At 41.2% G+C, this 23,735-nt stretch carries 20 protein-coding genes; 18 read left to right on the forward strand and 2 right to left on the reverse strand.

Translation table 11 applies throughout. The features are described 5' to 3' along the window. Window positions 1-68: 68 nt before the first annotated feature. From BLS49_RS14080 to BLS49_RS14105, 6 genes are all read left to right on the forward strand, one after another. Window positions 69-2,114 carry a beta-glucosidase gene (locus tag BLS49_RS14080; RefSeq protein ID WP_245742416.1) on the forward strand — a complete coding sequence of 682 codons (2,046 nt, stop codon included), beginning with the start codon at window positions 69-71 and terminating at the stop codon, window positions 2,112-2,114. A 33-nt stretch (window positions 2,115-2,147) separates the two neighbouring features. After that, window positions 2,148-3,506, forward strand: coding sequence for a glycoside-pentoside-hexuronide (GPH):cation symporter (locus BLS49_RS14085; RefSeq protein WP_091231556.1), 1,359 nt, complete (start codon window positions 2,148-2,150; stop codon window positions 3,504-3,506). 180 nt (window positions 3,507-3,686) lie between these two features. Then, window positions 3,687-4,268, forward strand: coding sequence for a class I SAM-dependent methyltransferase (locus BLS49_RS14090; protein ID WP_425432151.1), 582 nt, complete (start codon window positions 3,687-3,689; stop codon window positions 4,266-4,268). Beyond that, a complete protein-coding gene (locus tag BLS49_RS14095) occupies window positions 4,244-4,933 on the forward strand; it encodes a phosphatase PAP2 family protein (protein WP_245742418.1) in 690 nt (229 codons plus the stop codon). Before BLS49_RS14090 ends, BLS49_RS14095 begins: the two co-directional genes overlap by 25 nt. After that, window positions 4,914-5,600, forward strand: coding sequence for a response regulator transcription factor (locus BLS49_RS14100; RefSeq protein WP_091231784.1), 687 nt, complete (start codon window positions 4,914-4,916; stop codon window positions 5,598-5,600). The genes BLS49_RS14095 and BLS49_RS14100 overlap by 20 nt, the downstream gene beginning before the upstream one ends. Further along, on the forward strand, window positions 5,590-6,654 hold the full coding sequence (locus tag BLS49_RS14105; protein WP_091231557.1) for a sensor histidine kinase: 1,065 nt from the start codon (window positions 5,590-5,592) through the stop codon (window positions 6,652-6,654). Before BLS49_RS14100 ends, BLS49_RS14105 begins: the two co-directional genes overlap by 11 nt. 248 nt (window positions 6,655-6,902) lie before the next feature. Here BLS49_RS14105 and BLS49_RS14115 read toward each other — a convergent pair whose 3' ends face one another. Together BLS49_RS14115 and BLS49_RS14120 are read right to left on the reverse strand one after the other, a co-directional pair. Then, window positions 6,903-8,225 carry an MATE family efflux transporter gene (locus tag BLS49_RS14115; protein ID WP_245742420.1) on the reverse strand — a complete coding sequence of 441 codons (1,323 nt, stop codon included), beginning with the start codon at window positions 8,223-8,225 and terminating at the stop codon, window positions 6,903-6,905. Between the two features lie 427 nt (window positions 8,226-8,652). Then, window positions 8,653-9,369, reverse strand: a complete 717-nt coding sequence (locus tag BLS49_RS14120) for a FadR/GntR family transcriptional regulator (RefSeq protein ID WP_091231568.1) — start codon at window positions 9,367-9,369, stop codon at window positions 8,653-8,655. Between the two features lie 116 nt (window positions 9,370-9,485). Here BLS49_RS14120 and BLS49_RS14125 point away from each other — a divergent pair, with 116 nt between their 5' ends. The 12 genes from BLS49_RS14125 to BLS49_RS14180 all read left to right on the forward strand — a co-directional run bounded on the left by BLS49_RS14125 (window position 9,486) and on the right by BLS49_RS14180 (window position 23,724). Beyond that, window positions 9,486-10,901 carry an FAD-binding oxidoreductase gene (locus BLS49_RS14125; protein ID WP_091231571.1) on the forward strand — a complete coding sequence of 472 codons (1,416 nt, stop codon included), beginning with the start codon at window positions 9,486-9,488 and terminating at the stop codon, window positions 10,899-10,901. After that, the gene (locus BLS49_RS14130) at window positions 10,894-12,255 is read left to right on the forward strand and encodes a (Fe-S)-binding protein (protein ID WP_091231573.1); all 1,362 of its coding nucleotides are present in this window, start codon (window positions 10,894-10,896) and stop codon (window positions 12,253-12,255) included. The genes BLS49_RS14125 and BLS49_RS14130 overlap by 8 nt, the downstream gene beginning before the upstream one ends. 111 nt (window positions 12,256-12,366) lie before the next feature. After that, window positions 12,367-13,230 (forward strand): MurR/RpiR family transcriptional regulator, encoded by an 864-nt coding sequence (locus tag BLS49_RS14135; protein ID WP_091231576.1) that lies wholly within the window; start codon window positions 12,367-12,369, stop codon window positions 13,228-13,230. Between the two features lie 551 nt (window positions 13,231-13,781). Then, entirely contained in the window at window positions 13,782-14,687 is a 906-nt protein-coding gene (gene murQ / locus BLS49_RS14140) for an N-acetylmuramic acid 6-phosphate etherase (protein ID WP_091231579.1), read from the forward strand. Window positions 14,688-14,744: 57 nt separating this feature from the next. Then, window positions 14,745-16,199: an ABC transporter substrate-binding protein gene (locus BLS49_RS14145; protein ID WP_091231582.1), complete on the forward strand. Its 1,455-nt coding sequence runs from the start codon at window positions 14,745-14,747 to the stop codon at window positions 16,197-16,199. Between the two features lie 106 nt (window positions 16,200-16,305). Further along, window positions 16,306-17,208: a carbohydrate ABC transporter permease gene (locus tag BLS49_RS14150; protein ID WP_091231583.1), complete on the forward strand. Its 903-nt coding sequence runs from the start codon at window positions 16,306-16,308 to the stop codon at window positions 17,206-17,208. An 18-nt stretch (window positions 17,209-17,226) separates the two neighbouring features. Then, a complete protein-coding gene (locus BLS49_RS14155) occupies window positions 17,227-18,087 on the forward strand; it encodes a carbohydrate ABC transporter permease (protein WP_091231586.1) in 861 nt (286 codons plus the stop codon). After that, on the forward strand, window positions 18,087-19,295 hold the full coding sequence (locus tag BLS49_RS14160; protein WP_091231590.1) for an anhydro-N-acetylmuramic acid kinase: 1,209 nt from the start codon (window positions 18,087-18,089) through the stop codon (window positions 19,293-19,295). Before BLS49_RS14155 ends, BLS49_RS14160 begins: the two co-directional genes overlap by 1 nt. A 12-nt stretch (window positions 19,296-19,307) precedes the next feature. Beyond that, a complete protein-coding gene (locus tag BLS49_RS14165) occupies window positions 19,308-20,279 on the forward strand; it encodes a GNAT family N-acetyltransferase (RefSeq protein WP_342707201.1) in 972 nt (323 codons plus the stop codon). A 2-nt stretch (window positions 20,280-20,281) separates the two neighbouring features. Then, window positions 20,282-20,986 (forward strand): PIG-L deacetylase family protein, encoded by a 705-nt coding sequence (locus tag BLS49_RS14170; protein ID WP_091231595.1) that lies wholly within the window; start codon window positions 20,282-20,284, stop codon window positions 20,984-20,986. 15 nt (window positions 20,987-21,001) lie between these two features. Next, on the forward strand, window positions 21,002-22,144 hold the full coding sequence (locus BLS49_RS14175; protein WP_091231598.1) for an exo-beta-N-acetylmuramidase NamZ family protein: 1,143 nt from the start codon (window positions 21,002-21,004) through the stop codon (window positions 22,142-22,144). Between the two features lie 17 nt (window positions 22,145-22,161). Next, complete coding sequence (locus BLS49_RS14180) at window positions 22,162-23,724, forward strand: glycoside hydrolase family 3 protein (protein WP_245742436.1); 1,563 nt, start codon at window positions 22,162-22,164, stop codon at window positions 23,722-23,724. Window positions 23,725-23,735: the final 11 nt, after the last annotated feature.

Genomic DNA, 23,735 nt, shown 5'->3' on the forward strand with positions numbered 1-23,735 from the left:
TATTTATTAAATCTCTTCTCAAAAGTGAAAGCGGTTTAATAATATTGAAAAATAGATTGGAGGAACAGATGATGAAGGTGAATAAACAGTATCGCTTATCTTACAGCTCGAAGGCCAAGGAAATCGTAGGTCAAATGAATTTGGAAGAAAAAATATATTTAATGAGCGGAAAAGTATCCATGGAGCAGATGCTAAGTGACTTCAAGGAAAGACACTATAACTGGATACCTTATCCAGCTGGTGGCAATGATCGATTGGGAGTACCTGAGTTAAAATTTGTTGACGGTCCTCGCGGTGTCGTATCCGGCAACAGCACATGTTTTCCGGTTTCTATGTCCAGAGGAGCTACCTTCGATCAGGATCTTGAACAACGTATTGGACATGCCATCGGCAAAGAGGTTCGCGCACAGGGCGGCAACTTTTTTGGCGGAGTTTGCATCAATCTTCCGTACAACCCGGGTTGGGGTAGAAGCCAGGAGGTGTACGGTGAAGACTCATTTCATTTGGGAGCCATGGGGTCATCCTTAGTAAAAGGGGTTCAAGATGAAAACGTAATTGCCTGCGTAAAGCATTATGCTTTTAACAGTATGGAATGCGCCCGTTTTAAGGTAAGTGTAATCGCTGATAAACGTACAGAGCGTGAGGTTTACTTGCCGCACTTTAAAGAATGTGTTGATGCAGGCGCAGCCAGCATCATGAGTGCCTACAATTTATATCATGGAACCCATTGCGGACATCATGATTATTTACTAAATCAGGTTTTGAAGGAGGAATGGGATTTTGATGGCTTTGTCATAAGCGACTTTGCATGGGGAATTAAAGATACGGTTGAAGCCGCAAATGGTGGCATGGATATTGAAATGTGCCATACAAAATATTTTGGCGATAAGCTGGTTGAAGCTGTACGCAACGGTCAGGTCAGCGAGGAAAAGATCGATGAGGCAGCAGTAAGAATTGTACGTACACTGCTCGCGTTTGCAGAGGCCGACAATGAAACGTACAGCAAGGAAGTTATCGCATGCAAGGAGCATATTGACTTGGCGCTGGAAGCTGCGGAAAAATCCATGACATTGATAAAAAATGATCATGAGGTTCTACCGTTTTCCAAAACAGATACAAAACGTATAGCGGTTATTGGAGAGCTTGGCAATAAAGGAAATATTGGCGATTATGGCTCCAGCAGAGTGTTTCCGCCATACGTTGTTACACCGTTAGAAGGAATCAAGCGTTTGCTTCCAAATGCTGAGGTTATTTTTGATAATGGAGCAGATATTGAAAAAGCCAAGGAACTGGCAAAATCGGCTGATACCGTTGTCTTTGTTGTAGGGTATGACCATGATGATGAAGGTGAATCCGTCACGAACGAGGATGCCGATTTTAAAGAGGGCGGAGATCGTAAAAACAGTCTCGGTCTGCACACTTGGGACATTGAGTTGATCCAGGCGGTTGGGCCGGTTAACCAAAACTGTGCTGCTGTTCTGATTGGCGGTAATATGATCATGATTGAAGAATGGAAGCAAGCTGTCTCCTCTATCCTGATGGCGTATTACCCTGGAATGGAAGGCGGTACCGCAATAGCCAAAACACTATTCGGTGATGTCAGCCCTGGCGGCAAGCTACCCTTTATTGTACCAACAAGCGAAAGCCATCTTCCAAAAGTAGATTGGGATGCAAACGAAATAAAATATGACTACTACCACGGATATACCAAGCTGGAAAAGGAAGGAATAGAGCCTTCGTTACCTTATGGGTTTGGTTTATCTTACACAAGCTTTTCGATTTCTAATGCAGCCTTTAAAGTAATAAACGATCAAATCACCGGGTCTTGTGAAATTGAAAATACTGGGGATACAACAGGTGATGAAGTTGTTCAATTATATGTAGGCTTTAGCCATTCCAGAGTGGACAGACCTGTAAAAGTATTACGTGGATTCAAACGGATTACACTGAAGCCAGGTCAAAAGGAGAAGGTTGAAATCGCCTGTCCAATTGAAAAAATCAAATGGTTCAATCCTATTACAAACGAATGGGAGCTCGAAGAGATAGCTTATGATGTCTTTATCGGAAACAGCAGTGCAGAAAAAGATTTAATTAAGGGAATTATTAGCTTGTAAAAATTGAATACGTTTTCATCAGGAGGGTACACTATGGCACTGAAAGAAGAGTCGAATCAAAAGCTGTCATTATTGGAAAAGGTAAGCTACGGTTTAGGAGATACTGGCTCAAACTTGATTTATGCGGTGGTTACGACTTATTTAACTTTTTACTTTACAGATGTATATGGTATTGGTGCTGCTGCTGTAGGTACGCTGCTGTTAGTTGCAAGACTTGTAGATATGCTCGATAGTCCCATCTTCGGGATATTGATTGATAAAACGAATACACGATGGGGGAAATCAAGACCGTGGATTTTGTGGTCATGCTTACCATTTACTATCGTTACCATCTTATTGTTTATGGGGCCTGAGTTAAGTGCTTCAGGGAAACTGGTATATGCCTACATTTTCTATATCGCTTCCAATGTATTGTATACAGCAGTTAATAATCCATTAACTACGCTGCTTCCAAGCTTGTCCAGTGATATTCAGGAAAGAACGGTTGCGAATACGTTTCGGATGTTTGGCGGACAATTTGGTGGATTACTTGTTAACTTGACCTTGCTGCCGCTAGTTGCATTCTTTGGTAACGGCGATCAGCAAAAGGGATTTTTCCATACTATGATTCTTTTTGGCGCAGTGGGAATGGTCATGTTCTTGATTACGTTCTTTAACACGAGAGAACGTGTTCAGGATAGATCCGGAGGCAAATCACTGCCACTAAAAGAGAGTGTCAAATCGATTAAAGGCAATATGCCGTGGATTGCAGGAGTTTTGCTGGGTGTAGTATTTTTTATCATGTATGTGATTAAATTGTCATCGGGCATCTATTATATTACCTACAATCTTGATAAGCCCGATCTTGTAGCAACAGTAAATACTCTTGGTTCGTTAACCCTGATAGGAATCATTTTTGTACCGTTTTTATCCAAGAAGTATAGTAAAAAGACACTGATTATTTCAGGAATGGTCATCAATATTGTAGGGCAATTAATTATTCACTTCAGTGGACAAAGTACAGCATTGGTGCTTGCAGGTACAGTCATAGGCGCAATCGGCTTTGGATTGCCGGTAGGCTTGCTATTTGCTCTAATTGCGGATACCGTTGACTACGGTGAATGGAAATCAGGGGTTCGCGCGCAGGGGTTGCTTGCTTCGACCGCTTCCGGCATTGCAATCAAATTAGGATCTGGTCTTGGCGGAGCTATCCCGGCCTGGTTGCTTGCAGCAGGAGGTTATGTTGCTAATCAAACTCAAACACAATCTGCGCTTCAAATGATTGAGATCAGCTTCATTTGGCTGCCAATTACTTTAAGTGTAGTGTCGATTCTCATCCTGGTTTTTCTATATAAGTGGGATAAACCGCATCATGAAATTATTGCAGAATTGGAAGCAAGAAGAGCTCAATAAATCGGCCAAACTTGGGTCGGCCTCAATGACAGAAGCAGCAAACCGGGTCCGTATCAATAACGGGCAGGTTGGCTGCTTTTCTTTTTTAAATCTTAAGATTATTTTCAGAATTTCCTGCCCTTTATCTACAGATTTATCAATTATGATTGGAGCTATTAGATAAGGGAGGCGGCTTTCATGATTATGAATGTAAAAACATGGGTCAAAGAGAGGTCTGTTTTTCTTTATAAATTTTTGCGTTCACCGAAGCAGATAGGCAGTATAACCCCCAGCTCAAGAGAACTGGCAATGGCAATGCTGGAGCCGATTCAGTGGCAGAGCACCTATGCCATTGCCGAGCTGGGAGCAGGCACGGGGGCGGTTACCAAGTATATCCCGAATGCTGCAAGATCAGGAACTAGGGTTATCCTATTTGAAAAAGATTCCTACCTGCGTGGCAAATTAACAATTCGTTACCCGGACTATTCCTGTTATGCGGATTGTCTCCTGCTTGAGAATGCGCTGGAGCAGGAAGGGCTGGAACGGCTGGACTGTATTATAAGCGGGCTTCCATTTTTCAATTTCCATCAAGAGGTGCGGGATCGGCTTATTCAACAGATCGTAGCTTCACTTAAGGATGATGGACTCTTCATTGCTTTTCAATATTCACAGCAGATGAAGAGGCAATTGACGGAGCATTTTGAAATTGAGGTTATCCGTTTCGTGCCCCTGAACATCCCGCCAGCGTTTGTTTATATATGCCGCAAGAAACGGGTGACATGATGAACGCCAAGCTCAGGGCGTATACTCCATTGTTATGGATATTGGTCATTCCGGTGCTGAATCTTTTTTATGGACTGCTAAATCATGGGGAGGGGATTGTGAGCAGCCTGATGACGGATTTGGATAAACAGATTCCATTTGTACCGGTCTTTATTATTCCTTATCTGTTATGGTACCCTTTTATCATCATCATGCTGATTGCTTTTTTTCTTAGTAATAAAAGGGTCTACTATCTGACATTGCTTACCCAATGTCTGGGGTTGATTTCCTGCTACCTCGTTTATGCATTATTTCAGACCACAGTATCCCGTCCGTCAATTCCTGAGTATGGAATCCTCTACAAGCTTGTCGCTTTCGTATATAATACGGATCAACCGTTTAATTGCTTTCCCAGCATTCATGTGCTGACCAGCTATTTAATGATCAAGGGAGTATCCATTTGCCCTAAAATGTCGAGGCTCTTCATAGCAGCAGTCTATATTTGCTCATGTTCCATTATTTGTTCTACACTTTTTGTGAAGCAGCATGTTTTGCTGGACATCGCCGGAGCGATTGCCTTGGTAGAAATACTGTGGTTCGTACTCATCCGGCTGTCACCGTTCAAGCAGACAATTTTGCTAAAGGGAGTTAACCAAGGTGAAAAAAATGAACATTTTGGTCGTTGATGATGATCGGGAGATCCGGGATGTGCTGCATGTCTATTTGCGGAACGAAGGTTATCATGTGGTGGAGGCTGTAGATGGTTTGCAGGCTTTGCAAATTTTGCAGCAGGATGAGATCCATCTAATTATATTGGATGTAATGATGCCTAATTTGGACGGTATTGCAGCATGTCTGCACATTCGGGAGAAGTCTGACATTCCGATTATTATGCTGTCAGCCAAAGAAGAATCCCTCGATAAAATTACCGGACTGTCCACCGGGGCAGACGATTATGTGACGAAGCCGTTTCATCCCCTGGAGCTTATAGCCAGAGTAAAAGCCCAACTAAGGCGGCAGAACTTCCGTGCCCATCAACGGGACAATGTGTCGGAAATCCGAATCGATGAGTTGATTATTAATAAACATGAACATTTGGTAACTGTACGCGGCAATCCGGTAGCTCTGACTCCTATTGAGTTCTCCATTCTGGAGCTGCTCGCACATCACCGCGGGCAAGTATTTAGTGTTGAAAAGATTCACCAGAGTGTATGGAAAGACCAGACCCCTTTTTTTTCGGAAAATACAGTTATGGTTCACATCCGGAATATCCGGGAAAAGATAGAAATAACTCCAAGATCGCCTCAGTACATTAAAACGGTATGGGGAGTGGGGTATAAAATTGAAAAGTAAATTTATCAGCACCCTTGCGGGAAATAACAATATTCGCATCCGTATGATCTGGTCTTTCATGATAAGCACGATTATCGCGATCGCCATTTCTGCAGTCATTCCGAACGTTTTTAATAATTACTACTTGAATCTTATTAGTGGGCTTCTTTGTTTTTTTATTCCGTTTCTTTGCAGCTTCTTTTTTCTGACCAGGCATATTATTCGCTATGTGCTGACTTTGGCAGCCGGACTGGATGTCATCGCACAAGGAAATCTGCACTACAGGGTTCCGGTAAATCGAAATGATGAACTGGGAGGCATTGCCGTTAATATTAATGCCATGGCGGAGAAGCTGGAAGAACAAATCAACAGGGAACGTAAGCTGGAAAAAGCGAAGCTGGAATTAATCACAGGTGTCTCTCATGATTTGAGGACGCCTCTTACGAGCATTATCGGCTATCTGGACCTGTTGAGGGATAAAGCATACAGGGACGAGGAGGAGCATAACCGCTTTGTTGGCAATACCTATAATAAATCGATGCAGTTGAAATCATTAATTGATGATTTGTTCGAATACAGCAGGTTAACAATTGATGAAGTGAAGCTCCAGAAAGAGACGATTGATTTACGGGAGCTGCTGGTACAGCTGTTGGTTGAAATGGAGCCGATAGCGAAGGAAAATCAACTCACGCTGGAAACCTCGATCCCGAGTGGACGAATCATGGCCTGGGTTGATCCCGAGATGATCAGGAGGTCTATCGATAATCTTCTGATGAACGCTCTCAAGTTCTCTATAAGACCTGGATTGATTCGTGTGGAGTTGTGCAATTATGAAGGGATGGCGCGAATCACTGTTGAGAATGAGGGAGCACCGATCACGAAGGAGCAGGAGGAGCGGCTGTTGGAGCGATTCTATAAAACGGATGATTCCAGAAGTCGGCAGAACATTCAAACGGGGAGCGGTTTAGGCTTATCTATTGCCAAAAGTATTGCTGAGCTCCATGGAGGAACGTTAGAGCATGAGCACTTCGACGGACATTTCCGGTTTCATATTATATTGCCCTTGTTCGATTGAGTGGAGGATATGAATAGTTCAGTAATTAGGAGGATTATTTGTAGCCTTTGTTCGAATCGAATAAGTATCCGGAGTGGCTGCGGGTCACTTTCCCCAACCCTCCCGAGACTCTTGAATGTGGTCTATTAATGTAATCATTAAAGTCTTCAATGGTTTCTGCCTCGAGATCGATGACCAGTTTCTTGGTGGAAATATTGTTTTCAGATAAAAACTTCCTTAAGTCTTTTGCTATATGAGGATAGATTTTTTCATACAATTTTATTCCTATACCACGCTTCTCCTTTAAATCGTAATGCAAAGATGATGCCTCGTACTGCCCATTCTGTAACCATTGCGATCCATACCCCCATAACACCAAGCTGAAGTGTAACTCCTAATATGTAGCCAAGAATGACCCGGAATAGCCACATAGTGAGTAGTGCAATAATCGAAGTGTATTTCGAATCGCCAGCCGCACGTAAAGCTGACGGTAATATAAAGCTAAATGACCAAACGATGGGCTGAGCTATAGAGATTAATAGGATGAGATGAAAGATGTCTGGTACGATGGATTCAGGTGGCGAATATAGGTTAACTAGCCATGGGAAAATGGGCAATAAAATGGCAGTAATCAACAGGAATAAGACACTTGAAAATCCTAAAAATGATTTAATAAACTTTCTTGCATCGGCGATATCTCTCCTCCCTATACATTGTCCAACTATTGTAACAATCGCTACACTTAATGAAGTTCCTCCGATTTGGAATAACATAGATAATGAATTACCGATTGCATTGACCGTAATTGGTAATGTGCCGAACTGAACGATATAGGTTTGTGTAAGCAACTTACCTCCATTGAAGAACAGTTGCTCCGCTGCAAAAGGAAGACCAATAAACATAATTTTTTTGAATATTGAAACATGTAACTTAAATATATTTTCTAGCTCAAAGCGCAATGTATGATTGTAACGTAAAAGATAGATTAGTGATGCAGCAGCTCCTAGTACACGTGCGCTAATTAAGGAAATAGCTAGTCCTAGCACACCCATATCCAAAATGGTAATGAATAATATGTTTAAGATAAAGTACGACAAGTTTAATATGACAGACAAAACTAGAGAAGCTTTTGTCTCAGACACGCCTCGCAAGGCTCCGACAACACCTTGATAGATTGCGATGAAGGGATAGGAGATACAACTGCCAATAAGAAATATTTTAGCATTAGAGATAACATCAGAATCAGCACTGCCAAATAAAAAGTCCAGAATAGTAGAATGAAAAATGATAACGAGCACGCATATTGCGATAGAAAGGGTAGCGACGGATGAGATCGCCTGAGTTGCAGCCCGAGATGCCTGCTCTTGGTTTCGCTTGCCTATGTATTGAGCGACAATTACAGTTCCACCTGTTGAAATCGCAATAAACACGCTAATAATGAAAATGTTTACCGAATCGACCATGCTCACTGCACTAACTGCTTCAACGCCTGAGGAGCTGACCATTGCTGTATTCAAAATGCTAATGAATACAATAAAGGCAGAATCCACAAAGATCGGAATAAGCATCGAAAATATTTGTTTGTAGTTCATCGATGCTCCTGTGAAGTATTTATTCAGCAGGGAATGAAGTGGAATTTTCAAGCGAGTATACGAATTATGCATAGTATCATCTCGTTTCAGTCGGACTCATCTGAGGATTGATTGACCAAGTTCAATTATTGACAAAAAATAAGAGGCTGTCCCATAAGTCATCTAAAGATAATTTGAGGGACGCTTCTTTTTTAGCAGTGGAAAGGCATAATATGAGGCAAAGGATGCAAAAATGCAGTTTTTAAAAAGTAGCCATGAAAGGATGAACAAAAGCCTGCAAAAGTGCAGGAATATGGTTCAGAATAGACTAGTTTGAAGAGAATCCTTAGAGAAAGCCTGCACATTTGCAGGAATTTGGGACATTTAGAGACTTTACATAAACAAAGCCTGCACATTTGCAGGAATTGCAGGAATTCCGCATCATAAATTAATCTTGAATGGCTCCATGTTTCAATACATTCGCAACCTTATATAAATGAGCTTGAATTAACTGGCTGGCAAGCTCGCTATTTTGAGCTAATATTGCATGATATATGGATTGATGCTCTTTTAAGAGCAGTATGGAAGAGGACTTGTCCTCGTAAAACCACAGCTGACGAGTTTTCCCTATTGTCTCGGTAAGCTTACATGAAAGTGAACTCATTAATGTATTAAGCAGTTCATTATGTGATGCAGCTGCTATAGCTAGATGAAATTCGATATCCGCATGTTCACTCATTTGCGTATCGTTCATTTCCAACGCTTGCTCCATTTGTTCAATAATTTGCTTTAACCTCTCGAGATCCTGATCATTTCGACGCTGGGCAGCGAATGCAGCACTGCCACTTTCAAGCCAAATACGAACTTCTAGTATCTCTCTTACGTTTTCCGATTCCTCGAATGGATCACGAGAGTTACTCTGCGAGGTAGGTAATACTTTATTAATAAAGGTACCTCCGCCATGCTTCACATCTATCCAGCCTGTAGCCTTTAATGCGCTCAATGCTTCACGAATGGTGGAGCGACCTACTCCGAAGGAGGTACTCAAGTCAACTACGGATGGTAGTTTTTGACCAGGTTGTAAGAGACCTTCCTCAATTTGTGAAAGAATGACTCTTTGCACAATCTCATGTCCTTTTTCAGTTTCTACCTTTATCGGCTGCATAGAGCTTTAACCTCCAATGATATAACTATCGACTATACTGTACTACTTTATTACGCTATAATCAATCATAAAGTCATCAGATGACCTGCCTACTTTTTGCTATGGAGGAATCGATTATGTTGAATGAAGCTGTTGCTAGACAACTAAGAGAGATTGTAGGGGAAAAGTTTTTTCGGACAGATCAGGAGGCGTTAATCGCACATTCTTATGATGGAACTCCGATGCTACAAGCTTTGCCCGATGGAGTTATTTATCCAGAATCAACAGAGCAAGTTTCAGAAATTATGAAAATAGCTAGCAGCAATCTTATTCCGATTGTAACAAGAGGTTCTGGCTCGAATCTTTGCGGTGGTACAACACCATTGCAAGGAGGGATTGTGATGGTTATGCATCGCATGAATAAAATTATTGAAGTGGATATGGAAAATTTAACGGCTATTGTCCAGCCTGGTGTAATTACTGGCCAATTTATTGCACATGTTGAAGGGTTAGGACTATTCTATCCACCAGATCCGAGCAGTATGAAAATTTCCACCATTGGTGGCAATATCGCTGAATGCTCAGGTGGTCTAAGAGGATTAAAGTACGGAACTACGAAAGATTATGTACTTGGCTTAACTGCAGTTCTTGCAAATGGATCTGTCATTCGTACAGGCGGGAAATTAACTAAAGATGTTGCTGGTTATGATTTGACGAAATTATTAGTAGGCTCAGAAGGAACACTTGCAGTCATTACAGAGGCGATTCTTAAGCTAATTCCACAGCCGAAAACAAAGAAAACAATGGTTGCGATGTATAAGGATATTTATGGTGCAGCACGAACGGTATCTAAAATTATTAAAAATCAAATCATTCCAGCAACGTTAGAGATATTGGATAATCCAACCATTCGAGTTGTTGATGACTTTGCGAAAATTGGTTTACCGCTAGATATGGCCGCGATCCTCATTATTGAGCAGGATGGCGAGCCGGAAATGGTTGAACGTGATATTGAAAAAATTCATCTTATTTGTAGGGAAGAGCAGGCGGATCGTATTGAAGTAGCAGCGGATCGTGAAGAAGCAGAAAAGCTGCTGACCGCTAGACGTAGTGCATTTACAGCACTCGCACGCCTTCGCCCAACAACGATACTTGAGGACGCTACTGTACCGCGTTCAAAAATTGCGGATATGGTATTGCGTACCAATGCAATCGCCCAAAAGTACAATGTGAACATAGCAACCTTTGGGCATGCGGGTGATGGTAACCTGCATCCAACTGCAACTACTGACGCACGAGACCGGGAAGAAGTGCATCGCGTTGAGGAGGCATTTGCAGAAATTTTTGAAGCTGCCATCGAGCTTGGGGGCACGATAACTGGCGAGCATGGAGTCGGTGTTGTGAAAGCGCCTTATTTGGAATGGAAGGTTGGAGAAGCGGGAGTTGAAGTAATGAAAGGAATCAAGACCGCTTTCGATCCGTTGAACATTTTGAATCCAAGTAAGATTTTTGCTAAGGAAACAAAGAAGAGAGTGGTGGTGCAGCATGGCTAATACAACAGGAAAACCAGCAATCGAGCATTCTAATCCTTTAGCTCAAACTTTATTAGAGAAGCTTGACTATGATCAGTTAACCAATTGTATGCGTTGCGGCTTCTGTTTGCCTGCTTGTCCGACATTCCGTGAGACAGGCATGGAACCAGCCTCTCCACGTGGACGCATTGCGATGATGAAGGCAGCAGTAGATGGACTAATGGTTCCAGATCAGCAATTCCAAGATCAAATGAACCTGTGCTTAGGCTGTCGTGCATGTGAACCAGCTTGTCCGGCAGATGTGAAGTATGGCCAATTAATTGAACAGACGAGGGAAGCGATTGAGGAGCACGCAACTCATTCATTGCCTATTAAAGTTGTTCGTAAGACCGTATTCAAAAAAGTATTTCCGAAGCGTAGTAAACTGAAATTGCTTGGGGGAACACTTGCGTTTTATCAAAAATCCGGCTTGCAAAAAGTAGCGCATTCAACCGGTGCAATGAAGCTGTTTCCAAAACATTTAGCGGAGATTGAATCTATTATGCCATCCGCCAGCTCTAAGGGGGTAGTCGATCGTCTCGGTACTTTTTATCCTGGAAAGGGTGAGGCCATCGCCAAAGTAGGGATGTTCCGCGGTTGTATTATGGATGTTATGTTCACAGATACGAATGTGAATACCGTTGAGCTGCTGTCTGCTGCGGGTTTTGATGTATACATTCCCGACGGTCAGGTATGCTGTGGTGCGTTATATGCACATAGTGGAGAAATGAACGATGCAAGACAATTGGCAGCTGTGAATATTGATACATTCAAACAGCTGGGTGTTGATTATGTTGTATCAAATGCAGGCGGTTGTGGTGCTCTTCTCGTTGAATATGACCATCTTATGCAGGATGATGAAAAGTACCGTGAGTCCGCAAAATGGTTTGCTTCAAGAGTGATCGATGTCAGCGCATTGATTGTAGAAAAGGGACGTGTACCGAAATTTGCTCAAAAAGAAAGCTCTCCACAAGCTGAGAAAATTAAGGTGACGTATCAGGATTCCTGTCATCTGCGCAATGTAATGAAAGGCTCTAGCGCCCCACGAACATTAATGAAGCAAGTAGCTAACACTGATTATATTGAAATGGTCGAATCCGATCGCTGCTGTGGCTCTGCGGGTATATACAATATTGTACAGCCTGAGATGGCAGGTTCCATTCTTGAGCACAAAATGGAGCATGCGAATAATACGCAAGCAAGCTATATGTTGACGAGTAACCCGGGCTGTCTACTCCAAATGAAGGTTGGTATTGAAAAGCATCAGCCAGATCAGCCGATGAAGGCGATGCATATCGTTGACTTTTTACATGATCGGATGATTGTTTCAGAATAGCAAATTTTGGATGTTTTTATTATGTCAAAATATGTTTTGCTATTGAAATAGGTTGTCTATATTGTTTATGATATGATTTAAGGTATTAATTAAATCTAGAGTAGGTAGATTATGAGTTTAAATGATAACGTTTTAATTAAGATTCGTGAAATGAGAGAAAGTTTTACTCCAGTTGAACGATTGGTTGGAGACTACATCTTAGAAAATACTGAAGAAATCCCCCATTTGTCGATTAAGGAATTGGCTCAATCGAGTAAAACAAGTGATGCATCTGTCCTACGTTTCTGTAAGACGATGGGGTACAGCGGATATCGCAATTTTATTGTGAGTATATCGGCCTCTTTGGGTTCCCGTGATGAGGATTCAAAGGCTCAGTATACAGATATTCAGCCAGGTGATGATCTATCGACAATTATTTCAAATATTTCATTGAATAATTGCAAGTCTATTGAGGATACCCTTAGTGTTATTGACCGAAAAGAAATTGCAAGAGCTGTAGAGTTACTACGTCATAGTAAGCGCATTGTTTTCTTTGGAATAGGTGCCTCAGGAATCATTTGTATGGACGGGGAACAGAAGTTCTCACGAATTAATAAGATGTGTCATGCTTATACAGATGGTCATAGTCAGCTTACAGCAGCAACTTTACTTGAGAAAGATGATGTTGCCATTTTCATTTCTAACTCTGGAGCAACTAGTGATATTATTGATGCACTGGAAATTGCTCAAAAGAACAAAGCGAAATGTATTGCGATTACGAAATACAATAAAAGTGAGCTTGCAGAGCGGGCGGATATTGTTCTTAGTATATCTACACCTGAAATAACCATTCGCAGTGGCGCTATGGGTTCACGTATTGCGATGCTTACGATCATCGATATATTATTTGCTGGTGTTGCCAGTGCAGAATACGATGAAGTAAAAACCTACTTAACAAAAACACATAATATATTGAAGAAAAAACTTAGAAATTAGATTCTGATGAAATGAATATGAAAGAAAGCATTGATCCTAGATCAATGCTTTCTTTTTGTATTTCATGCACTAATTTTTATACTTAACGTATTATTTTCTTATTTCATGTTAGATTAGCTACAAAAATGAAAACGTTTTACCGAGCGAATATTATGATTAGTTTATTCCATAATTGAAAGCTTAGTACACTGATTTTATGAAAATTTTTAATAAAATTTGAATAGTTATGATGCAATTTCATATTCCTTTTGGATCAGTAATCAGCATATAAGACAGGGTTTTCCTTTTTCAGGAATACTGTAGCAATAGAGCTGTAAGCGTTCGATAAAAATTTTATCAATCACTTGTAAGCGCTTTATAAATATGGTATAACAGAGTGTGTAAGGAATGAAATAAAACATCAGAATTTATTTTCTTAATGAAATTATATTTCAAAAACTATTGACGGAGCAAAACTATTGTATTAGTATTAGAGCATAAGATTTGTTAGTTAATCTTACACATCTTGTTAATTACAAGTGAGATCAAGACTGGCAAGAAGGAGGATGGCTATGAATGACTACCTTGCGGGATTAACAACAGAGGCTGTGAATCCAGACACATTAATGATTGATGAATGTACTACGGAAGAAATGATCCAGTTAATGAATCAACAAGATGCACTGGTTCCTGCAGCTATAGCTGAGGAAATTCCGCAGATTGCAAAGGCGGTAGATATTCTACATCATAGGTTGTCTAATGGTGGAAGAATGTTTTACATAGGAGCTGGCACATCAGGAAGATTAGGTGTTTTGGATGCTTCCGAATGTCCTCCTACCTTTGGTACAGATCCTTCCTTGGTACAGGGCTATATCGCTGGTGGTGATATTGCTTTGCGTACTGCGGTTGAAGGCTGTGAAGACGATATGGATGAAGGGATCGCATTAATCGAAAGTATCGGTGTAACAAACAAAGATGTACTTATTGGGATTTCGGCAAGCGGCAGTGCAAACTACGTTATTGCAGCTTTAGCGAAAGCAAAGGAGCTTGGAGCAGCTACGATCGGTGTTTGTAACAACAAAGGCTCAAAGTTCGAACCCATTGTAGATGTTTGTATTGCACCTGTTGTAGGGCCGGAGGTCATTAGCGGCTCGACTCGATTAAAGGCAGGAACTGCTCAGAAGTTGGTGCTTAATATGCTAACAACATGCACAATGGTCAAGTTAGGGAAGACGTACAACAACTTAATGGTTGACCTAAAGGCAAGCAATATTAAGCTCGTAGATCGTTCGATCCGCATTATTATGAACACGACTGGTGTAGATACATCAACCGCGACAGAAACACTAGAAAAAGCATCTATGAACTGTAAGTTGGCAATTATGATGATTAAAACGGGGTTAGATGCAAAAGAAGCAGAACAAGCACTTAATGCAAATGGAGGACGCTTGAAACAAGCAATCTCATCATTGGCTTAGGTGGCGAAAAAGTGGAATAACGGGATTGATGCTCTAAAATTGAGGAGGCTGCTATCGATGAAAAAAAGATTACGTGTATTAACTCTATTTTTGTCAGTAATCATGATGTTATCACTATTATCCGCTTGCGGAGGAAACGGAAATAATTCTACAGCTTCTACAGATTCCGGTAACTCAGGTAGCAGTAATGGTGGTTCTGAGCCCAAAAAAGATACGATTACAGCACTATTACCTCCAGTAACAGGAAACTTTCAAGCTAGATTTACTGAAATGGAAAAAGAATTCAATGAAATGTATCCTAATCTAACATTGAAAATCGAACCAGCAAGCTGGGAAGATATGACACAAAAACTTGATACTCAAGTAAATGCTGGTTCTCCTCCAGATATTGCTTGGATTGGTTCGACTGGACTTTCTAAATATGCTGCACTAAATGTATTACTTGATCTTAATCCATACCTTTCTGATGAAGTGAAAGCAGACTATGATGCAGTTCCATTGCAATCTTTCCAATTGGGTGATGCTCAATACGGTCTTCCAGCTTACATGGAAATTCACTCTATTGGTGGTAACAAACAGTTCCTTGAAGAAGCAGGTCTTGATTACAAATCAGTCCAACAAAACGGATGGACTTACGATAAGTTCCGTGAAGCTATCGCTAAAGGGGTAGTGAAAAACGATAAAGGTGAAACAACTCGTTACGGTTTCGTATTCGCGACATCTGGTGTAACATCTAAAGATTACCTAGGTATTATGGCGAAATCTGCAGGTCTTCCTGAATACTTCGATAAGGATCTTAAATACACTTACACTAGCAAAAATTTCCTAGGTCTTCTAACTTCTCTTCGTCAATTGATTGATGATGGTTCTATGCCGAAAGAGCTAAGCTCTATCGATGCAGGTAAACGTTGGAACATGTTCCTAACTGGTCAAACCATGATCACTGGTAAAGGTCTTTCATCTTTTGAAAACTCTGCTCGTCTAAACAATGAAAAAATTAAAGCTAATGATGGCTCTGCTGTAGCAAATTCTATCGAAGCAGATTACATTGTTCTTCCGGTTCCTACATTCAATGGTGCTGATTATGTTCCAACTTCTGTAGTTGATGGTTATATCGCACTTCGTGGTAAAAAAGATCCTTCTGAAGAACATAAACAAAACATTGCTCTTGCTATGACTTACTTGTCTTCAGGTCAAGTTGCTGCAAATTACAGCAGCGAGATCTTTACAACACCAGTTACAGCATCTGCACGTGCTTTAGAACCAGCCGAGTCATTTGAACGTAACGCAGATAATGTCGCTGCAAGTGACATCATGAAGTCAAAAGCTATACCGGCTCGTACGGACATTCCTACTGATCTAGCTGCTGAAGCCATTAAAATTGAAACAGAAGTAATCATTCCTAAGCTACAAGCATTACTTGCAAATGAGATTACTCCACAACAAATGTATGATGCAGTTAAAGCTGCAGCTACTAAGTCCTTCGGTGCAGATGGTGTTGTAGTTGACTAGTCTGTCCTAGACTGACATGTGAAAGCTGTACGTAGCTATAACGTACAGCTTTCCTTCTAAATTAGTGTTGAGCTTGTACTGTTTTTAAGAAGAGAGGTGCAACCCAATGAATCAAACGTTGACTAAAAGAAAAAAATTGAAACTCGAAAGTGACTCAGGTTGGGGATACGCGTTTATCGCAGTAGCACTTATTGCGTTTTGTTTATTTACCGCATATCCAGTCATCAATGCTTTTATTATCAGTTTACAAGAATATGGTCCATTAGGGTCCACTTTTGTCGGCCTGGAAAACTTCGCTAACTCATTTTCAGATGAACTTTTCTGGAAAGCATTGAAAAATACATTAGTGTATACCCTATTAACTGTTCCATTTAATATTTTTCTATCCTTCTTAATTGCAATTTTGATTATTCCTTTCAAGAAAAGAACACAAACAATCTTTAAAGCACTATATTACTTGCCAGCTGTAGCATCTGGTGTAGCGCTTGCTGTTGTATGGTTATGGATCTTCGATCCCTTGAAAACAGGTATTTTCAATCAGTTGGTGGGTTTCTTCGGTGTATCTAATCAAAACTGGCTTGGTTCCAGTGCAACTGCAATGTTTTCACTTGTATTAATGTCATGGCTATCAAGTCACGGTACAGCAATTATTATTTATCTAGCTGCATTACTCGGTATTGATAACAGCTATTATGAAGCAGCTGAAATTGACGGCGCGACATTCTTGCAAAAGCTTTGGTTTATCGTCGTTCCTTTCCTTAAGCCAACAACGCTATTCCTACTTGTTACTGGTGTCATTGGTTCATTCCAAGTATTCCAAAACGCTTATCTTATGACAGGCGGTGGACCAGACCATGCTACAACAATGGTAGGTTTGTTAATCTTTAACAATGCGTTCACATATTTTGAGTTTGGTGAGGCGGCAGCACAATCATTAGTTCTAGCAGCGATTATCGGATTTATTTCATTCCTTCAATTTAAGTTTATAGGTAAAGATGTAGAATACTAAGGAAAGGGGCAGAATACTATGGGTTTGTACAACAATGGCTTAAGAAGCAAAGGGTATCTGTTCGTCCGTAATGGTCTAATCATTACGTTCCTTATCCTATTTGCTGCAGCTACCATTTTCCCGATATACTTTATGATCATTTCCTCGTTTGGTGATCCGGTAGAAGCTGGCGCAATGAGTTATTCTATCTTTCCATCGAAGATTTCATTTGAATCATATAAATTTTTCTTTAAATTCAGCCCCCATTCATTGGACTGGTTATTGAACTCCTTTATTGTAGCAGCGTGTATTACGGTATCTAACGTATTTTTTGCTACACTTGCGGGATATGCTTTTGCAAAAATGAAATTTAAAGGAAAAAATATTTTGTTCGCTATTTTGCTAGGATCTATGATGATTCCTGGTCAAGTAACACAGGTTCCGCTATATATTTTGATCGTAAATGTCTTTGATTTACAAAATACGTACACTGCTTTGATTATGCCAAGCTTAGTTACGGTGTATAACATTTTCTTGGTTAAACAGTTCATGTCTTCGATTCCAGTCGAAATTATTGAGGCTGCTAAAATCGAAGGTTGTTCTCAACCTAAAATCTTCTGGCATATCATTATGCCTCTATCTAAAACAGTTATGGCAGTTCTAGCTATCCTAACGTTCATGGCGGCATGGAATGACTTCTTCTGGCCATTCCTAGTAACGAATACTATGGATATGCAAACCATTCAAGTCGGCTTGAAAAACTTCCGCTTTGCGAATACAACTTACTTTGCACCAATGATGGCGGGGGCAACCATTTCAGCAGTTCCAATGTTTATTTTGTTCTTCAGTTTACAAAAATACTTCCTTGAAGGGGTAACCGTTGGAGCGGTGAAAGGTTAATGGACAAACAATCAAAAGTTGATGCAGCGTACTTAGTTGGCTTGATGTCTGGTACATCAGTAGATGGTATTGATGCAGCAGTAGTTAAACTTTCTCCACCAGCCGAAAGAGAGCAGGGAGTAGAGGTTGAATTACTGGCTTTTGAGAACACTCCTTTTGAGGTGCAAGTTAGAAACTCAATATTTGAGCTTTTTGATCCCGCTAATGCGACGATTGATAAGGTTGGCGCGATGAATATGTGGCTTGGCGAACTATACGCCCAAGCCACATTATCCATTATAGGGAAAAGCGGACTTTCGCCTTCGCAAATATTTGCAGTGGGATCACATGGTCAAACGATCTATCATGCACCGGAAGAGAATGTTATGGGCGACTATAACCTGCATTGTACTGTTCAAATCGGAGATGGTGCAGTGATCGCGAATCGCACAGGAATTCCTTGCGTATCAGATTTTCGAGTCGCTGACATGGCAATGGGTGGACAAGGAGCACCGTTAGTACCATTTACCGAATATTTATTGTTTAGCAATCCAGAGACAACACTTCTGATGCAAAATATAGGCGGCATAGGCAATGTAACTGTTTTGCCTGCAAATGCCTCACCGGAAGGGGTGTTTGCTTTTGACACTGGTCCTGGAAATATGATTATCGATGGGCTTGTATCGCAATTATATGCGCCAATGACGATGGATGTTGGCGGCGAAATTAGCGCGAGCGGTCAAGTGATTGATGAACTATTGAAATGGATGCAGCAAGATGAATATTATAAGATGCCTTTACCCAAATCAACAGGCAGAGAACGGTTTGGTGGGCAATATGTTGCGCAAATTATGGAACTGACGAGGGCTAATAACTGGACAGCTGAAGATGTCGTTGCAACAGCTACGTACTTAACAGCATGGAGCATCGTCGATAGCTATGAACGGTATATTGCGCCTAAACATCAAGCTCAGCAATTGTTAATTGGCGGTGGCGGCAGCTATAACAAAACGTTATTGCGTGATTTGCAGCAATTGTTTACACCGCATAAGGTGCAAGTGCTAACACAGGAAGATATCGGCGGCAATAGTGATGCTAAGGAGGCAATTGCTTTTGCTATGCTAGCATATTACACGATGAAGCGCTTACCTAACAATATTCCACTAGTAACTGGAGCTTCTCAACCAGTGATAATGGGAAAGGTTTCCTACCCCTATCTTGGACGTTAACTGGAGGCTTGAATGATGCAAATCAGACCCTTTTTAATTGAAGATCACTCTGCAGTTGTAGAGCTTTGGAATCGTGAGGCTACAAAATATGACTATAAGCCGTTTACAGAGCAAGAGTTTCAAGATACATTCATTGATCAACCTTATTTTGACGCTCACTGTATGTGGGTAGGTAGTAATGAAAAAGGGATTGTTGGTTTTGCAGCTGGCTGCAGTGGTGATGATCTCCCTCTTGGAGATGTGTCCGGCTACATTACCAGTGTAATTATTGATGCTGATGTGGCTTCTCTAGAGCTTTACGATGCTTTTCTATTGCTCTTAGAAGAAAGATTTCAAGAGCTTGGAAAAAAACAAGCGGATGTATTGTTTTTTAATCCAGTAAAGCTGATATGGAATATTCCAAGTGCGCCGCAGCATGAGCATAATAATGCTCCAGGCATCAGTAAGGACCAGCCATTATATGAAGCTCTAATTGCTAGAGGCTACGAAGATCGAGCGACGCAATGCGGCATGTATTTGAAACTTGGAAGCTTTATTGTTCCCGAAGATATTTTAGGTAAGGAAGCTAAAGCAAATAACAAGGACTATTACGTTGAACCCTATGTACCTGAGTTACATACAGGGCTTGAAGCAACGCTTGCTGCTCTGCAAAATCCGCAGTGGGAGAAGGATGTTGTTTCTTTCGTGAAGGATGGCGCTCCTCTTGTGGTAGCTGTGCACGGCAACGAGGTAGTTGGCTTTGCAGGTCCAATTATTTCACAACCGAATGGTCGAGCATTTTTTTGCGGTATCGGGGTGCATCCTGAGCATGAGGGCTATGGCCTCGGCAGTGTACTATTTTTCCGAATGGTTGAAGCTTTTCAAAATGTGGGCTGTCAATATATCTCTTTATTCACTGGAAGTAATAATCCGGCTATTCGAATCTATCAAAAAGCTGGCTTTAATATTGAAAAACAATTTTCTATATTACGGAGGGAACTTTAAAGATGAGCGAAAAATTAACAGTATTAGCAATTGGAGCACATGTTGGTGATGTGGAACTAGCTTCTGGTGGTGTACTCGCGAGTCATAGTTTAAAGGGAGATCACATTGTGACACTAGCATTAACTGCAGGTGAGAGAGGTGTGCCAGCAGGACAGGATATGAAGGAATATCGTCAGCAAAAAGTGAAAGAGGCGCATGTTTTTGCGGAAATGCTTGGCGGTGAAGCAATAGTATTTGATTATTGTGACGGAGAATTGCCTGATAATCTACAAGTTCGTATGGAAGTCTGCGATGTGATTCGTCGCGTGAAGCCTAACATTATTATTACACACTGGAAAAACAGTATGCATAAGGATCATGCGCTAACGCATCATATTGTTAACGATGCTCGTTTCTATGCAGGCTTGGCATCCTTTGAACGTGAGCTTCCAGCTCATTTTGCAGCAAGATTATATTATTCTGAAAACTGGGAAGATGCGGTTGATTATGTTCCTTACGTATATGTAGATTTCGATCAAGCTGCATTTGATTTATGGATCGATGCATTAAGCAAGCATTGGTTTGTGACGAATAGTAAATCTTTCAAATACATGGATTACTATAAAGCGTTAGCAGTAGTTCGCGGCTGTGAAGCAAGAAAGTCATATGCAGAAGCATTTATGGTGCCTGCTGAAACGATGAAGGTTAGACAGTCTAGTCTTTGGTAGGAGGCCAGATTTCATATGGTGTTAAATGGAATAGATTCTATTACGAAGTATCGTCATTTGTTTAAAGGCAAGCGCGTCGGATTAATTACAGCCCCGACAGGGCTTACGAAAGATTTTGAATCTACGATTACTATTTTACATGAAAACTTTAATCTTACCGCGATGTTTTCGCCTGAACATGGCGTTCGCGGAGATTTGGATGCAGGGGCATTAGTAGACACATATAGGGATCATTTTACGAATGTTCCGGTCTACAGTTTGTACCGCAAAGATTCCAAGCGTTTGACAAAGGAAATGCTGGAGGAAGTAGATATCGTTGTGTACGATATCCAAGATGTGGGTGTACGCTATTACACATTTATTTATACGATGCTGTATGCACTTGAAGATTGTGCGAAGGCAGGCGTAGAATTTGTTGTTCTTGATCGTGTTAATCCGCTTAACGGGGTCACCGTAGAAGGCAATATTTTGAAGCCGGGCTTCAAATCATTTGTCGGAAATTACGAGCTGGCTGCCAGATATGGCCTAACAGCGGGTGAAGTAGCAACGATGGCAAATGATCAAATGAATTGGAACGCATCACTTCATGTCGTTCGTTTGGAAGGCTGGGAACGGAGCATGTCCTTCCCGGATACAGGATTGACATGGGTACATCCTTCACTTGGGATGCCGCGATATGAAACAGCGTTATTATATACGGGGACATGCTTATTTGAAGGCACGAACTGCTCCGAGGGACGTGGTACAACGTTCCCATTTGAAATGATTGGTGCTCCATTCATTCAAGCACAACAATTGGCAGATGAGATGAACGCAAAAGGAATTCCTGGCGTACGTTTCCGTCCTGTTTATTTTAAGCCGACATCATCTAAGCATACTGGCGAGCTATGCGGTGGCGTTCAACTTTATATTACAGATATTCAAGTGTTGAAGCCGTTAGAGGTTGGCGTAACCTTATTGTTTACGATCAGAGATTTGTATGAGCCATTTTCGTTCCTGCCTCCTGTGAAGGAGGGGTCACGCCCATTTATTGATTTGCTTGGTGGAGATAGCATGTATCGTCCGGAAAATATTCAAGCAAAACAACTGCTTGAGCAGTTTGCAGAGGAAAGCAAGCAATTTGCGGAAATGAAACGGCAATATCATTTATATCGCTAGAGGGTGGTGAGCAATTGATGAAAACAATAGAACAAATGAGCTTACGCGAAAAGATCGGGCAAATGTTCGTGACAGGCTTCCCATCAACTGAGATCACTCCTGGGCTGAGGGAAGTCATTGAGCAATATAAAGTCGGCAATATTATTTTATTCTCACATAATATCGACAATAAACATCAATTAGGTGAGCTTGTTACTGAACTACAGCAATGGTTCACAACACATACAGGCATCCCGGGTTTTATTACGATCGACCAAGAGGGCGGTCGAGTAATTCGAATGCCTAAAGATGCGACAAATGTTGCTGGAGCAATGGCAATTGCTTCATCAGGACGACCTGAAAATGCGTACGCGGCAGGTAGAATGACTGCAAGGGAATTGAAAGCTTTGGGCATTAACTTCAACCTTGCACCGGTTATGGATGTTAACAATAATGCATTGAATCCGGTCATAAACGTTCGCTCTTATGGTGATTCTGTTGAAACTGTTTCACAGTATGGGGTTCAAATGATGAAGGGATTGCTCGATGGCGGCGTCATGTCATCGCTTAAGCATTTTCCAGGTCACGGTGATACCAATGTCGATTCACATATTGGCTTGCCTACAATTGAAAAAACACTTGAGGAATTAGAGCAGCTTGAGCTGCTGCCGTTTAAGGCTGCAATTGAGCAAGGTGCGCAAGCGATTATGAGTGCACATATTTTATTCCCACAAATCGAAAAGTCCGGTGTGCCGGGAACAATGTCCTACACGATTATTACAGAAATATTAAAAGAGAAATTAGGATATAAAGGGTTAGTGGTATCGGATTGTTTGGAAATGGACGCGATTAAACGCTACTATGGTACGGCAAAGGGAGCGTTAGGAGCTGTTAAAGCAGGTATTGATTTGGTATTCATTAGTCATACGGCTGAAACGGTGAAGGAAGCAGTTCTTTTGATCGAAGAAGCTGTAGCAATCGGTGATTTGGATGAAGCGGTAATTGATGCAGCTGTTACAAAAATTTTAGCTTATAAAGCACAATATGCGACTATTGAGGAACCAGATTACGAAGTGGTTGGCTGCGATGTGCATCGCCGTGCTAATGAGCTAATGCGTACGGAAACGATTTGTCACATTAAAGGTGAGCTTGAAACAATTCAACCAGGTGATGACCAAGTATTGTTTATCGGCTCCTACTCATATCGCACCGATCTTGCGTCCAGCAGTGTAAATCAAGATCTTAACTTCCCGCAATATATGGGTGAGAAATTTAATGTAGCGTATGAGATTATTGACATTGATCCGAGTGATGAGCAAATCAACGCTATACTGCAAAAAGTACAAGGCTACAAGCATATTGTAATCGGCTTGTTCAATGCGCGTGAAAACAAAGGTCAGCTTGCGCTTGTTCAGAAGCTGTTGGCAGCTGGCTGCAAAGTAACGGCCATTACATTAGGTCGCCCGTATGATTTATCATTAATCGAAGGTGAATTCTGTGGAATTGCGGCATTTGAGTATACTCTAGATGCTTTCAAATCAGTCGTTCCAATTCTAAATGGTGAGATTGCACCTACTGCCAATATTACGATTCAGCTTTAGGGGGATATGAG

Origin of the sequence: Fontibacillus panacisegetis (assembly GCF_900102215.1) — a bacterium.
In the GTDB taxonomy this organism is placed as follows: domain Bacteria; phylum Bacillota; class Bacilli; order Paenibacillales; family Paenibacillaceae; genus Fontibacillus; species Fontibacillus panacisegetis.

What these genes read in the sequence shown, in the direction of transcription:
- BLS49_RS14080 (WP_245742416.1), top strand. Translation starts at nt 69, where the DNA reads ATGATGAAGGTGAATAAACAGTATCGCTTATCTTACAGCTCGAAGGCC.
- BLS49_RS14115 (WP_245742420.1), bottom strand. Translation starts at nt 8,225, where the DNA reads ATGAACTACAAACAAATATTTTCGATGCTTATTCCGATCTTTGTGGAT.
- BLS49_RS14135 (WP_091231576.1), top strand. Translation starts at nt 12,367, where the DNA reads ATGAGTTTAAATGATAACGTTTTAATTAAGATTCGTGAAATGAGAGAA.
- BLS49_RS14155 (WP_091231586.1), top strand. Translation starts at nt 17,227, where the DNA reads ATGGGTTTGTACAACAATGGCTTAAGAAGCAAAGGGTATCTGTTCGTC.
- BLS49_RS14160 (WP_091231590.1), top strand. Translation starts at nt 18,087, where the DNA reads ATGGACAAACAATCAAAAGTTGATGCAGCGTACTTAGTTGGCTTGATG.
- BLS49_RS14145 (WP_091231582.1), top strand. Translation starts at nt 14,745, where the DNA reads ATGAAAAAAAGATTACGTGTATTAACTCTATTTTTGTCAGTAATCATG.
- BLS49_RS14095 (WP_245742418.1), top strand. Translation starts at nt 4,244, where the DNA reads ATGCCGCAAGAAACGGGTGACATGATGAACGCCAAGCTCAGGGCGTAT.
- BLS49_RS14170 (WP_091231595.1), top strand. Translation starts at nt 20,282, where the DNA reads ATGAGCGAAAAATTAACAGTATTAGCAATTGGAGCACATGTTGGTGAT.
- BLS49_RS14125 (WP_091231571.1), top strand. Translation starts at nt 9,486, where the DNA reads ATGTTGAATGAAGCTGTTGCTAGACAACTAAGAGAGATTGTAGGGGAA.
- BLS49_RS14175 (WP_091231598.1), top strand. Translation starts at nt 21,002, where the DNA reads ATGGTGTTAAATGGAATAGATTCTATTACGAAGTATCGTCATTTGTTT.
- BLS49_RS14180 (WP_245742436.1), top strand. Translation starts at nt 22,162, where the DNA reads ATGAAAACAATAGAACAAATGAGCTTACGCGAAAAGATCGGGCAAATG.
- BLS49_RS14165 (WP_342707201.1), top strand. Translation starts at nt 19,308, where the DNA reads ATGATGCAAATCAGACCCTTTTTAATTGAAGATCACTCTGCAGTTGTA.
- BLS49_RS14150 (WP_091231583.1), top strand. Translation starts at nt 16,306, where the DNA reads ATGAATCAAACGTTGACTAAAAGAAAAAAATTGAAACTCGAAAGTGAC.
- BLS49_RS14085 (WP_091231556.1), top strand. Translation starts at nt 2,148, where the DNA reads ATGGCACTGAAAGAAGAGTCGAATCAAAAGCTGTCATTATTGGAAAAG.
- murQ (WP_091231579.1), top strand. Translation starts at nt 13,782, where the DNA reads ATGAATGACTACCTTGCGGGATTAACAACAGAGGCTGTGAATCCAGAC.
- BLS49_RS14130 (WP_091231573.1), top strand. Translation starts at nt 10,894, where the DNA reads ATGGCTAATACAACAGGAAAACCAGCAATCGAGCATTCTAATCCTTTA.
- BLS49_RS14100 (WP_091231784.1), top strand. Translation starts at nt 4,914, where the DNA reads ATGAACATTTTGGTCGTTGATGATGATCGGGAGATCCGGGATGTGCTG.
- BLS49_RS14120 (WP_091231568.1), bottom strand. Translation starts at nt 9,369, where the DNA reads ATGCAGCCGATAAAGGTAGAAACTGAAAAAGGACATGAGATTGTGCAA.